The organism is Corynebacterium sp. HMSC074C05 (genome assembly GCF_001838325.1).
Taxonomy (GTDB): Bacteria; Actinomycetota; Actinomycetes; order Mycobacteriales; family Mycobacteriaceae; genus Corynebacterium; species Corynebacterium amycolatum.
In genome coordinates, this window is record NZ_KV836292.1 from 423,652 (window position 1) to 436,588 (window position 12,937).

12 protein-coding genes are annotated in these 12,937 nt (G+C 57.9%); 8 read left to right on the forward strand and 4 right to left on the reverse strand.

The window, feature by feature from the left end:
* Positions 1–175: 175 nt before the first annotated feature.
* Entirely contained in the window at positions 176–1,117 is a 942-nt protein-coding gene (locus HMPREF3042_RS08110) for a heme o synthase (protein WP_070856740.1), read from the forward strand.
* A gap of 371 nt (positions 1,118–1,488) precedes the next feature.
* Here HMPREF3042_RS08110 and HMPREF3042_RS08115 read toward each other — a convergent pair whose 3' ends face one another.
* The 4 genes from HMPREF3042_RS08115 to mptB all read right to left on the reverse strand — a co-directional run bounded on the left by HMPREF3042_RS08115 (position 1,489) and on the right by mptB (position 6,132).
* On the reverse strand, positions 1,489–2,502 hold the full coding sequence (locus tag HMPREF3042_RS08115) for a COX15/CtaA family protein (protein ID WP_070547102.1): 1,014 nt from the start codon (positions 2,500–2,502) through the stop codon (positions 1,489–1,491).
* A gap of 93 nt (positions 2,503–2,595) precedes the next feature.
* Complete coding sequence (locus tag HMPREF3042_RS08120; RefSeq protein ID WP_070856741.1) at positions 2,596–3,399, reverse strand: ABC transporter permease; 804 nt, start codon at positions 3,397–3,399, stop codon at positions 2,596–2,598.
* Positions 3,399–4,367, reverse strand: a complete 969-nt coding sequence (locus tag HMPREF3042_RS08125; RefSeq protein WP_070852238.1) for an ABC transporter ATP-binding protein — start codon at positions 4,365–4,367, stop codon at positions 3,399–3,401. Before HMPREF3042_RS08125 ends, HMPREF3042_RS08120 begins: the two co-directional genes overlap by 1 nt.
* Positions 4,368–4,392: 25 nt before the next feature.
* Positions 4,393–6,132, reverse strand: a complete 1,740-nt coding sequence (mptB, locus tag HMPREF3042_RS08130; RefSeq protein WP_070856742.1) for a polyprenol phosphomannose-dependent alpha 1,6 mannosyltransferase MptB — start codon at positions 6,130–6,132, stop codon at positions 4,393–4,395.
* Between the two features lie 186 nt (positions 6,133–6,318).
* Between mptB and HMPREF3042_RS08135 the strand changes: the two genes are divergently transcribed.
* The 7 genes from HMPREF3042_RS08135 to HMPREF3042_RS08165 all read left to right on the forward strand — a co-directional run bounded on the left by HMPREF3042_RS08135 (position 6,319) and on the right by HMPREF3042_RS08165 (position 12,772).
* On the forward strand, positions 6,319–7,017 hold the full coding sequence (locus HMPREF3042_RS08135) for a helix-turn-helix transcriptional regulator (RefSeq protein WP_070856743.1): 699 nt from the start codon (positions 6,319–6,321) through the stop codon (positions 7,015–7,017).
* A complete protein-coding gene (gene sufB / locus HMPREF3042_RS08140; RefSeq protein ID WP_049170616.1) occupies positions 7,014–8,480 on the forward strand; it encodes a Fe-S cluster assembly protein SufB in 1,467 nt (488 codons plus the stop codon). Before HMPREF3042_RS08135 ends, sufB begins: the two co-directional genes overlap by 4 nt.
* A 5-nt stretch (positions 8,481–8,485) precedes the next feature.
* Positions 8,486–9,676 carry a Fe-S cluster assembly protein SufD gene (sufD, locus tag HMPREF3042_RS08145; RefSeq protein ID WP_070856744.1) on the forward strand — a complete coding sequence of 397 codons (1,191 nt, stop codon included), beginning with the start codon at positions 8,486–8,488 and terminating at the stop codon, positions 9,674–9,676.
* Between the two features lie 95 nt (positions 9,677–9,771).
* Positions 9,772–10,533 carry a Fe-S cluster assembly ATPase SufC gene (sufC, locus tag HMPREF3042_RS08150; RefSeq protein WP_049170611.1) on the forward strand — a complete coding sequence of 254 codons (762 nt, stop codon included), beginning with the start codon at positions 9,772–9,774 and terminating at the stop codon, positions 10,531–10,533.
* Positions 10,526–11,779, forward strand: a complete 1,254-nt coding sequence (locus tag HMPREF3042_RS08155; RefSeq protein WP_070856745.1) for a cysteine desulfurase — start codon at positions 10,526–10,528, stop codon at positions 11,777–11,779. Before sufC ends, HMPREF3042_RS08155 begins: the two co-directional genes overlap by 8 nt.
* Positions 11,780–11,799: 20 nt before the next feature.
* Complete coding sequence (gene sufU / locus HMPREF3042_RS08160) at positions 11,800–12,315, forward strand: Fe-S cluster assembly sulfur transfer protein SufU (protein WP_038625391.1); 516 nt, start codon at positions 11,800–11,802, stop codon at positions 12,313–12,315.
* Complete coding sequence (locus HMPREF3042_RS08165) at positions 12,308–12,772, forward strand: metal-sulfur cluster assembly factor (protein ID WP_038625394.1); 465 nt, start codon at positions 12,308–12,310, stop codon at positions 12,770–12,772. Before sufU ends, HMPREF3042_RS08165 begins: the two co-directional genes overlap by 8 nt.
* The last annotated feature ends 165 nt before the right edge of the window (positions 12,773–12,937 follow it).

Here is a 12,937-nt window from a genome sequence, read left to right on the forward strand (position 1 = left end):
TAGCTCGAAGGTAAGTATCAGAGGGCGCGCCGCACATGCTTTACGACGGTCATTATTGGAACCGTTATGATTATCGGTAAACTGATTGCCTGCCCCTCATTTTATTTTGCGGAAAAATTCGTCGGGAACTTTCCGACTGTTGCATCCGACTACCTGTAGACGGGGGGCTTTGTTTATGGCGCGTGAAAGGGACATTGCTTTGTTGGAAACAGTCAAGGCGTATATTGCACTGACTAAGCCAAGAATTATTGAGCTCCTGCTCGTCGCGGCCATTCCCGCAATGCTTCAGGCTGATCGCGGTCATGTACACGTTGGACTGATTCTTCTCACCCTGTTCGGTGGTTGGATGGGTGCAGCGGCAGCGCACACCTTCAACATGGTCATGGATTACGACATTGACCAGAAGATGCGCCGCACTCGTCGGCGCCCGCTCGCGCGCAACCAGGTTAGCCGTCGCGCGGCAGCAATTTTCGGCACCATCTTGATGGTTGCGTCGTTCCTCTGGCTGTGGCTGCTATGTAACTCGCTGCTGGCCGCCGTTTTCATTCTGATTACGATTGCGTTCTACATCTTCGTCTACACGTTGTGGCTGAAGCGCCGAACTGATCAGAACGTAATCTGGGGTGGCGCTGCGGGTTGTATGCCGGTGATGGTTGGCTGGGCCGTCATCACCGACAACAACCCGGAGATTACGGGGCTCGCTCACTGGTGGCAGGCTTTCATCCTGTTCCTGCTCATCTTCTTCTGGACTCCGCCGCACACCTGGGCGCTGGGGCTTCGCTACAAGGAGGATTACAAGGCCGCTGGCGTGCCGATGATGCCAGTGGTCAAGCCGGCCATCGTCGTTTCCAAGCGCATTATTTACTACACTGCTGCAACCGTGATTACCACTCTGCTGTTGGTTCCGTACGCTGGTTGGATTTATCTGATTGGCGCGGTTGGCGCTGGTGCCTGGTTCCTGTGGGGCGCCATTGACCTGCACCGTCACGTTAAGACCGGTGGCAAGATCAAGCCGATGAAGCTGTTCTTCATGTCGAACAACTACTTGTCCATCGTGTGTGTGGCGCTTTCGCTGGATGCTGTACTCGGACTGCAGACTGTTTCAAGCATGTTCTAGGGCATCTGCTGAGCTCGTTTAAAGAGGCTCTTCCCGATTGCGGGGCGGGCCTCTTTTTGTGTGTGCAAACGGGCTGCAAATGTGAAACTGTGCGAGTTTATGACACTTTCAGGCCATTTTTCGGGACATTTTTGTCATAACCGCAGTCAGTAACTCGGATCAATAGGTGGGCAGCCCGCCCCTCGCACCGCTCCTAGCATCGCTCACGACGCCCGCTAGCCGCGGGGAAAACACACATCCGAGCACACAAAGCCAAACAGACAGCAAAACCGCCTAAACACGCACTTTGATTTGCGCGTGTTTAGGCGGTTCAAGCAGTAATCAACAGCCGGTAACCACAGTGGTTAATACAACCGCTAACCAGCAGCTAGCTACGCGGTAACCTCAACGTTCTTCTCCGAAGCAACAGTGGCGGCAGCCGCATCGCCTTCAAGAGAGCCAGTGACTACTGCGCTACCGCCAATCGTGCGGTAACCGTGCTGGAAAAGTACTGCAGTCAAAGCGGTGCAGATACCAGATCCGGCAACGTGAACCGGCACCAATGCCTCCGGTACACCGGACCAGTACTGAATCATTCCAACTACACCCTGAGCCAAAATGAACACAACGAGTGCGATGGCAACCTTACGCACAGGTGCAAAGGCTTCCGAGGCCAGCAGCCCGAAAATCAGACCGATAACCAGGCCAAGGTAGAGGTACATAAAACCAGCGTGGATATGCGCCAAGTCAACAATCGGAAGCTGGAGGCGATCCTCCGGGAGCACCGAGGCATCTCCAGCATGTGGTCCCGCACCGGTGACCATAGTTCCGGTAATCAGCGTCATCGTCAGGGCCAAACCGGAGGCGGCGGCCAGATAGCGCAGATAGCGCGGGTACATACGGGTAGCAGTGCCGTCGTCAGGCTCAGAGATCTTGATAAAAAGCATGCCCGCGAGCCAGACCAGAATCATCGAAGGCAGGAAGTGCAGGGCTACGGCGTACCACTTCAGGTCAACCAGAACGGAAATGCCACCGATAACAGCCTGGACGATAACGCCGAGACCGTTGAGGAAGGCCAGCAACTTAATTTCGTTGCGGCGGCCAACACGCATAACCGAAAGGAAGAGCAGAAGTGTCAGAGCAACTAGCACAAAGGTGAGCAGCCGGTTGCCGAACTCAATAACCTGATGGAGCATCTCTGCTTGCCCCGCGACAGGAACGAAGCTACCTGGGTGGCATTCTGGCCACGAAGCACAACCGAGACCTGAACCAGTAACTCGGACGATAGAACCGGTTACCGCAATTGCCGCCTGTGCAATCAATACGAGCAGGGCATAGAGCTTCTGGCGCCTGATCGGTGTCAGCGGCAAAAACGATAGGGGCAAACTTCGATCTGCAGTATTCACATTAAGAAATTCTACCCATGCTGGCGGAAAATGGTAAAAAGCGAAACCCCTGCGTTGGGCTGCGCTTTTCTATGCAGATTCCCCGATAGATTCCTAGTCATTCGGCATATCAAAACGGAACCAGCGGACCGCCAGTGCAGCGCCAAGGACACCCCACACGATCAGCACCCCGACAGCTGACCAATGGACGGACATGGCCAATGCCGCGGAGATCACGTCGGTAAGCGCGACGGACGGCAAGAGGTGCAGCAGTACAGAGCTGATGCCATCTAGCGACGGTGCGACGGCCACATAAGTAGTAGCACCAATAAGGAGGAACCAGATCAGGTTGGCGAGACCTAGGATTAGCTCGGCCCCCAACGTGCCGCCCATGAGCAAGCCCAATGAAGTAAAAACGAACGTTCCCAGAAGCATCCCCACATAAGCCAACAGCCAGCCGCCAATCGAGAGCTCTGCGCCAAGAGCGAGCCCCACGAGGCTGAACAGTATGTATTGCAACGTGACAGTAGTGCAGACCGACACAATCTTGCCTGCAATAATGCCCCACGGTGGCACGCCTGAGGCACCGATGCGCTTCAGGGCTCCGTAACGACGGTCAAAGCCCACGGCAATTGCCTGCCCCGTAAACCCTGCAGACATGACGGAAATCGCCAGCACCATGGGGAAGATGCGCTCGAGCGGATCATCGAGTTCCAACACAGGCACCATCACCAGGCCGATGAGCATCGCCAACGGGATAATGATAGTGAGGAGCATTTGCTCACCGTGCCGCCAGAAGAGCTTCGTCTCCAACCACGCCTGCGACATGACCAACGTCGCCATGTCCGAACGCTGCGGCTCCGGGGCGAAAGTGCCCTTAGCAAAGCGGGAGGCATCAGACCTCGGTGCGGTAGTCATTAGCTCCTCATCTCCGTTCCAGTGATCTGCAAGAAGACATCTTCAAGCGATTGCGTCGCCTTATTCAACGAGGTGATCAACACCTCTTGTCGCTCGCAACTCTGCGCCAAGACAGTCAGGGCGCGCGGTGAAGCCTCACCAATCAGTGAGAACTCTCCACCGCCAGAACGCTGCAGACGCTGCGAAAGACCAGACTCGCTAAAGCTGCGGTTAACCTCTTCGAAGTCAAGGCTGCCTCGAACGCTGACCTTCATAGCAGTGCTTGACGACGTCCCATGGAGCGCCGATGCGCCTGCGCTAGTGATTTCCTCGGTGGTGCCGGCCACAACTAAATGGCCTCGGTCGATAATCGCAACGTCGTCGGCAAGCGATTCAGCCTCGTCCATCAGATGCGTTGTCAGGACTACGGTGACTCCATCCCGGCGCAGCGACGAGATGAGATCCCAGACGGCTAGACGGGACTGGGCATCGAGGCCTGCTGTCGGCTCGTCGAGGAACACCAGCTCCGGACGTCCGACCAGGGCGCATGCGAGCGACAGTCGCTGCTGCTGGCCACCCGAGAGCCTGCGGTAGTTCGTCTTACGATGGCGTTCTAGGCCTACGACTTCAAGGAGCCAATCAGTGTCCAGTGGATTTGCGGAGTAACTGGCAACGAGGTTCAGCATTTCGCCAACGCGAACACCGGGGTAGGCACCTCCGCCCTGGAGCATGATGCCAATGCGGCTGCGCAGTGCTGTGGTTTGAGTGACCGGGTCGAGATCGAGAATGCGAATTCGCCCTTCATCCGGCTTGATGAAGCCCTCACACATTTCAACGGTTGTGGTCTTACCAGCGCCGTTGGGGCCGAGAAGCGCAAGAACCCTACCTCGATCCAGGGAAAGCGAAAGGTCTGATACAGCCTCAACGTCATCGAATTTCTTCGTTACGTTCTCAAGGCGCAGAGCAGGAGAATTGGCAGCGTTATTCACGGTTAGTCAGTCTAATCTCACAGTTTTAATGAAGGCGAAATACCTTAGATCGCGTCGAGTACGCCAAGATGACGAGCATGACTGCGACGAAGAATACCAACGCCAGTAGGTAAATCTGAGCGACGGTGCCCGGAGGCAACCCCAGGCCGCGTGGTAGTACTACAAAACTGAAAATTGCCGAGTACAGAACCACGGCAATGCGAAATTGTACCCGGTTGGCCCAAGCGGACAGCGGCACGATGGCCCATAGCAGGTACCAGGGGTGCACGACGGGGAAGAGGATTACTAGAGCGAACATCGCCAGGCCGTAGCCGCCGAGCGGGTGAATGCGACCACGGAACGTCGCTAACAGCATGCGTAGGAGCCAGGCAGCCACTAGCGCTACACCAATGCCGCGGGTAAACAGCAAAGCACTGTCGCTGATATCGCCGAGCCCCAGGAGCCTCCCGAAGAAACCAGCGATGATCCCGAGCAGGGTAGTTAGCGACATCCAACTGCGCACCGTCGCGGCGCCACCTTGCGCGGTGATCCAACCAAAGCCCAGACCAGTTCCTAAGGAAACAACGGCTGCCGTGACGACGGTTATTGCGCCCGTCACTACTGCGGAAAGAGCAACGGCCTTCCAGGTGCTGCCGAATTTTCTGGCCAGCCACATGCCGGCAAAGCCGAGCGCCACGAAACCGGTAACTTTAACCATTCCGGCGAGGCTGATGAGCACAATACCGCCTACATACAGTGCCCATGATCTTCCTCGGCTTTGGTTCTCGTGTCCGATTGGTCCGGGTTCTGGCAGCTCATCGGGCTCCATCGATTGCGCAGGACCGTGGATAGCGCGTAGACACAGTTCGAGGCCAACGAGCAGGAGTGCAAGCAGCAGGGCCTCGTTGTGGATACCCCCCACCAGGTGCAGCAATACCAGCGGATTGAGCGTGCCCAGCCATAGGGTGAACTGAGAGCTAACTCCGCAGCGGCGACCAAGCTGCACCAGCGCCCAGGACACCACGAGAAGCGAAACGATGGCAACGAGTCGGTGTAGAAAGACGGAAGCAATCACCCCGTCGCTGGTTATCTTGGCGATACCCCATGCCACTGCGAGGGCTGTGGGGCCGTACGGGCTCGGAGAGTGCGACCAAATCAATGGCACCGATCGGGCCAGTGGGTCGTTGGCTCCCAATAGGTCAACAGTTCCTGCGAGATAGGGATCCATACCCCGCTCCACAATTGCAGCCTGCGCCAAATAGGAGTAGATATCCTGCGTAAACAGGGGAGCGGTAAACACCAAGGGCAATACCCATGCCGCGTAGGTGCGTATGAGCATCGGAGTGGTCACCGCGGTGACGCGAGTCCGCGCACCGGCCAGAACGAAAGCTCCGACACCCAACCAGGCTGTGACTAACATCCCAATCCCCACGAAGGTGACGATTGTCGTTGCCACCAACATTCGACCGAGGATCAGCCCGAGTGGTGTACCCCAAAACTCATTTCCAACCACCGGTGTCGCGCCTGCGCCAATCCCGGTGACCATAATAAACACCGACCCGAGAGCACCCAGCCAACGCAGCCAGGTGAAGCGTCGGAGTTCGCGGTAATTGATGCGGTGTTGGAGCGGCTGTTCTGAGCCTTGGTGGAGGGTTGCCGACCTGGAACCGGCCAGACCAATTTTCGGTATGGCGTCACGCACCCCGAGAGCATCGTCGAAGGTGGACGAGCGGCGCGGGGCGGGTCGGTTAGTTTTCACAAGGTCACATAGTAGACGATTCGACACGCCGAAAGGGCGTTCTAATCAGCGACGTTGCATTGATATTTAAATGCGTTGGACTTTATGCACCAATTACGACACAATTGTGTTGTCTAATACACCAGCGGCGCAAGTGGGATATTTGCCTCGCTGAGCCACCTAGACACCTTTTTATGATCCAGCAGTCCAATCGCAGGAGGTGACTCACCAGTCATGGCTGATCGGAAACCGACCGTCAATGACGGTGATACGCGCAAGCGCATTCTCCAATTACTTCTGGAACACAACCCGGCGTCCGCGACTTTTATCGCTGACACCCTGGGGCTATCCGCTGCAGGAGTCCGTCGCCACATCGACATTCTGGTGGACGAAGGTCTCGCCGAAACCGCTCCGGCACCCAGTACTGGCCCCCGAGGCCGAGGCAGGCCGGCAAAGTCCTACCGCCTGACAGACCGGGGCCGCGCTAGATTCGGACACGCTTACGACGATCTTGCTAGCGCAGCTCTGACCGCACTGCGCAAGGCCGGCGGTGAGCAGGCAGTTGCCCAGTTTGCCCGTCAGCGCATTGATGACATTCTGCTCGGCGTCACCCCTGTGGGGCAGAACGCGGAGAAGGAAGAGGTCGTAGAGGCCGTCGTCGATGCTTTCCGACGGGCCGGATACGCGGCAACTATCAACCAGAACACTGGCGGCGTGCAGATTTGCCAGCACCATTGCCCAATTAGCCACGTAGCCTCCGAGTTTCCGGAGCTCTGCGCGGCGGAGCATGAAGCCGTTAGTAAATTATTAGGGCAGCACACCCAACCGTTGGCGACTATCGCTGATGGAAACGGTATCTGCACCACAAATATCCCACTCACTCCCGTAACAAAGACACTTACTGAATTGCCACATGAAAGGAGCGGACAATGACCCTCGCCCATGAGAACTCCACCGACGTGGCTGAATCCACGAAGGCTGCCACTCCGCAGACTGACGAAGAGATTATTGAGTCTATTGGTGCCTACCAGTTCGGTTGGCACGACCCGGATACCGCTGGCGCTTCCGCGAAGCGCGGCCTATCTGAAGCGGTCGTTCGCGATATCTCGGCTAAGAAGAACGAGCCTGAGTGGATGCTCGAGCGTCGCTTGAAGGCTCTGGAAATCTTCGACCGCAAGCCGCTGCCCACCTGGGGCGCGGATTTGTCGGGCATCGACTTCGACAACATTAAGTACTTCGTTCGCTCCACCGAGAAGCAGGCCCAGACCTGGGAAGACCTTCCGGAGGATATTAAGAACACCTACGACAAGCTCGGCATTCCGGAAGCGGAGAAGCAGCGCTTGGTCGCCGGTGTCGCCGCTCAGTACGAATCTGAGGTTGTCTACCACCAGATTCGCGAGGATTTGGAGAGCCAGGGCGTTATCTTCCTGGACACCGATACTGCGCTGAAGGAACACCCGGAGCTATTCAAGGAGTACTTCGGCACCGTTATTCCTGCTGGCGACAACAAGTTCTCTGCGCTTAACACCGCAGTGTGGTCGGGCGGTTCCTTCATTTACGTCCCAAAGGGCGTCCACGTGGACATCCCGCTGCAGGCATACTTCCGTATCAACACGGAAAACATGGGACAGTTCGAGCGCACGCTCATTATTGTCGACGAGGATGCCTACGTGCACTACGTCGAGGGCTGTACCGCTCCGATTTACAAGTCTGACTCGCTGCACTCGGCTGTTGTGGAGATCATCGTAAAGAAGGGCGGCCGCTGCCGCTACACCACAATTCAGAACTGGTCGAACAACGTCTACAACCTGGTTACCAAGCGCACCAAGTGCGAAGAGGGTGCAACCATGGAGTGGATTGACGGCAACATCGGTTCCAAGGTCACCATGAAGTACCCGGCAGTGTGGATGACTGGTCCGCACGCCAAGGGCGAGGTGCTGTCCGTTGCTATGGCTGGCGAGGACCAGTTCCAGGACACCGGCGCCAAGATGGTGCACATGGCTCCGCACACGAGCTCCAACATCGTGTCCAAGTCCGTGGCCCGCAACGGTGGCCGCGCTGCCTACCGCGGTCTGGTGCAGGTCAACAAGGGTGCCAAGCACTCACACTCCAACGTCGAGTGTGACGCACTGCTGGTCGACACGATTTCGCGCTCGGACACGTACCCGTACGTGGATGTCCGCGAGGACGACGTCACCCTCGGCCACGAGGCAACGGTTTCCAAGGTCTCTGACGATCAGCTTTTCTACCTGATGAGCCGCGGCATCGAAGAAGAAGATGCAATGGCCATGGTCGTGCGTGGCTTTGTCGAGCCCATTGCCAAGGAGCTCCCGATGGAATACGCCCTCGAGCTCAACCGCCTCATTGAACTGCAGATGGAAGGTTCGGTCGGTTAATACCTATGACTACGACGATTAACAACGAAAACCAGGCTGCTCATAGCCGCCGCGTGCTGGCGAACAAGGGCGACGTTTTCTCATCTTTCAACGTGGAGGACTTCTCCGTGCCGCATGGCAAGGATGAGGAGTGGAAGTTCACACCGCTGCGCAAACTTCGCGGTCTCCACAACGGCACCGCCGCCGATCCGGTTGCAGCCTCGATTTCGGTCGAGACTGCCGGTCAGGATGGTGTCGCTGTGGACGTCGTCAAGCGTGACGACGAACGCCTTGGCCGCGCCGGTACCCCGACGGATCGCGTGGCAGCACAGGCGTACTCCAACTTCGACGATGCACACATCGTGACCTTCGCGAAGAATTCGGTTTCCAAGGAACCGGTCGTCATTGACATCTATGGTCCGGGCGAGGACAACGTTTCCTACGGCCATATCGTCATTGATGTGCAGTCCCACGCTGAGGCCGTCTGCGTGATTAACTACCGTGGCAGCGGCACGTTCGCGGACAACATTGAGTTCGTAATCGGCGACGGCGCCAAGCTGAGCGTCGTGACCATGGTGAACTGGAACGAAGATGCAGTTCACGGCTCTGCTCACCATATTCGCGTCGGCCGTGATGCCACGCTGCGCCACACCGTCGCGACCTTCGGTGGCGAGGTTGTCCGTATCGTTCCGCGCGTTGCATTCACTGCTCCGGGCGGCGACGTCGACCTGCTGGGCGTGTACTTCGCCGATGGCGGTCAGTACTTCGAAAACCGCATGCTGGTAGACCACGCTGTGCCGAACTGCCGCTCCAACGTCATGTACAAGGGCGCGCTGCAGGGCGAGCCGAATGTCGCTCATCGTGAGGCCCGCACCGCGTGGGTGGGAGACGTGCTCATTCGTGCAGAGGCCACGGGCACCGATACCTATGAGCTCAACCGCAATCTGCTACTCACCGAGGGCGCGCGTGCCGACGCAGTTCCGAACCTGGAAATCGAAACCGGTGAAATCGCTGGTGCTGGTCACGCTGCTACCGTTGGTCGCTTCGACGAGGAACAGCTGTTCTACCTGCTCTCCCGCGGTATCCCCGAAATGGCAGCCCGCCGTCTGGTGGTTCGCGGCTTCTTCAGCGAGGTCATCAACCTGATTCCGGTCGAGTCCGTTCGCGAGAAGCTTGAGCAACTCGTTGACGAAGAGCTCAACACCGCTGGCTTCTAACCGATTATCTTCTTTCTCACCCTATTTCCGCCCTGTCACCCCGGTAGCACCGGGGGAGCAGGCCACTTACACCGATTAAAGGAAAAGATTTCACTATGAGCACTTTGGAAATCCGTAACCTCCACGCGCAGGTGCTGCCGACCGACGAGTCCGCTGAGCCCAAGGAGATTTTGAAGGGCGTCAACCTGACGATCAACTCTGGCGAGACCCACGCTGTGATGGGGCCGAACGGCTCCGGTAAGTCCACCCTGAGCTACACCATCGCAGGTCACCCGCGTTACGAAGTCACCGAAGGCGAGATCCTGCTCGACGGCGAGAACGTGCTGGAGATGAGCGTCGATGAGCGCGCTCGGGCTGGCCTCTTCCTGGCGATGCAGTACCCGGTTGAGGTCACCGGCGTGTCCATGTCCAACTTCTTGCGCTCTGCAGCAACCGCTGTCCGTGGCGAAGCTCCGAAGCTGCGCCACTGGGTCAAGGAGGTCCGTGAGGCAATGGCTGACCTGGAGATTGATTCGTCGTTCTCCGAGCGCTCCGTAAACGAGGGTTTCTCCGGTGGCGAGAAGAAGCGTCACGAGATTCTGCAGCTCGACCTACTGAAGCCGAAGTTCGCCATCCTGGACGAGACCGACTCCGGCCTTGACGTCGACGCTCTGCGCGTCGTCTCCGACGGCATTAACCGCTACCAGGATGAAAACGACGGCGGCATCCTGATCATTACTCACTACCAGCGCATCCTGAACTACGTGAAGCCGGACTACGTTCACGTCTTCCACGATGGTCGCTTCATCACCTCCGGTGGCCCGGAGCTTGCAGACGAGCTGGAAGAGCACGGCTACGAGAAGTTCATCAATGCCTAACGCCGAACTACTCAGCCCATCACTCCGCGAGGACTTTCCGATTCTGTCGCGCACTGTCCGTGACGGAAAGCGGCTGGTCTACCTGGACTCCGGAGCGACCTCGCAGCGCCCGAAACAGGTCATCGATGCTGAGGTGGAGTTTCTAACCCACCACAACGCCCCGGTGCACCGCGGTGCCTACGAGATTGCTGAGGAGGCCACGGACGCCTACGAAGATGCCCGCGAAGCCATCGCAGGCTTCATCGGCGCCGACTACGACGAGCTGGTCTTCACCAAGAACGCCACCGAAGCCTTGAACACAGTGGCATTTGTGCTTGGCGACGACCGCGCAGGTCAGTACCAGGTCGGCGAAGGTGACGAGATTGTCGTCACTGAGCTGGAGCATCACGCGAATTTAGTGCCGTGGCAGGAGCTGGCTCGTCGCACTGGCGCGACACTGCGTTGGTACGGCGTGACTGAGGACGGCCGCATTGACATGAACTCGCTGGAGCTCAGCGAAAAGACCAAGGTTGTGGCCTTTACCCATCAGTCAAACGTCACCGGTGCAGTCACCGATGTGAAGGAAATGGTGCGCCGTGCTCGTGAGGTCGGTGCTTTGGTAGTCCTCGATGCTTGCCAGTCGGTGCCGCATATGCCTGTCGATGTCAAGGATCTCGATGTGGATTTCCTAGCGTTCTCCGGCCATAAGATGCTCGGCCCCAACGGGGTCGGTGCGCTCTACGCTCGCCGGGAACTGCTGGAGGCACTACCACCGTTCCTCACTGGTGGTTCGATGATTGAGGTCGTCACCATGGAGAAGACCACCTTCGCAGCGCCTCCGCAGCGCTTTGAGGCGGGAACCATGATGACTTCTCAGGTCGTCGGCCTTGGTGCTGCGGTGAAGTACTTGGATGCCATCGATATGGATAAGGTGGCGGCTCATGAGCACCGCCTGACCGCGCTCGCGCTGGAAAAGCTGCAGGAAATTGACGGCGTGACCATCATCGGTCCGACTACCCCAGAGCAGCGTGGCTCTGCTGTGTCCTTTAAGGTCGAGGGCATTCACCCGCACGATCTTGGCCAGGTTCTCGACGACCAGGGCGTGTGCATCCGCGTCGGACACCACTGCGCGTGGCCGATTCACCAGATTCTCAACGCTCAGTCGACCGCCCGGGCATCCTTCTACATCTACAACACGGAAGAGGACGTTCAGGCGCTTGCCGACGCAGTGCGCCACGCCCAGAAGTTCTTCGGTGTCACCCCGTAACTTTAAGAAAGGAGAGGGACATGAAGCTCGAGCAGATGTACCAGGAAGTCATCCTGGATCACTACAAGCATCCGCAGCACGCGGGTTTGCGGGAGCCTTTCAACGCGGAAGTGCACCATGTCAACCCGTCGTGTGGCGATGAACTCACGCTTCGCGTCACCCTGAACGACGACCTCACCGTCGTCAATGACGTCTCCTATGACGCCGTGGGCTGTTCTATCTCACAGGCCTCCACCTCAGTTATGGCTGAGGAGATTGTCGGCAAGACTGTCGACGAGGCCATGGCCAAACTCACCGAGTTCGAGAAGATGGTCACGTCCCGCGGCAAGATTGAAGGCGACGAGGACATTATCGGCGATGGCATTGCCTTCGCTGGTGTCTCTAAGTACCCTGCCCGCGTGAAGTGCGCACTTCTCGGTTGGAAAGCTTTCCAGGCCGCAACCGCTGAGGCTCTGGCCAACGCCGCTGAAGGCAACGGCGTTGGTACCGCGACTGTAACTGTTACCGCTGACGAGGAAGGCCACCACCATGACTGAACCAAACGCTATTGACGCCACCTCGCCCGCACAGCCTGACGCTGTCGACGAGGACACCATGACCACTGGCGCTCCAATCGATGAGGGGGATGCGTACGAGTCCATCACCGTCCCGCCGGCGCCGGAGCAGACCGAAGCCGATAACAAGCTCGCCATCCAGGTTGAAGAGGCTATGTACGAGGTTGTTGACCCGGAGCTCGGAGTCAACGTCGTGGACCTGGGCCTGGTTTATGACATCTGGATTGAAGAAGGCGACATTGCCGCTATCTTCATGACACTCACGTCCCCGGCCTGCCCGCTGACCGATATGCTCACCGACCAGACTGCCTCTGAGGTCATGAAGGTCGAGGGTATCCGCGACTTCCGCCTCAACTGGGTCTGGTCCCCGGCATGGGGCCCACACATGATTACAGAGGAAGGCCGCGAGCAAATGCGCGCTCTCGGCTTCTCGGTCTAGACGATCAGTGACAGCGGTGATTAGGGAACCGCTACGTTAAAAGTGCTTGGCGACGAGCTCCTGGCTCGTTCAGCTAGGCTCTTTTTCGTTTGCCTTGAGTTACTGACTACGTTTATGGCCGGCGGCGGGTCGATGCGAGTTACTGACTGCGTTTATGTCAAAAAT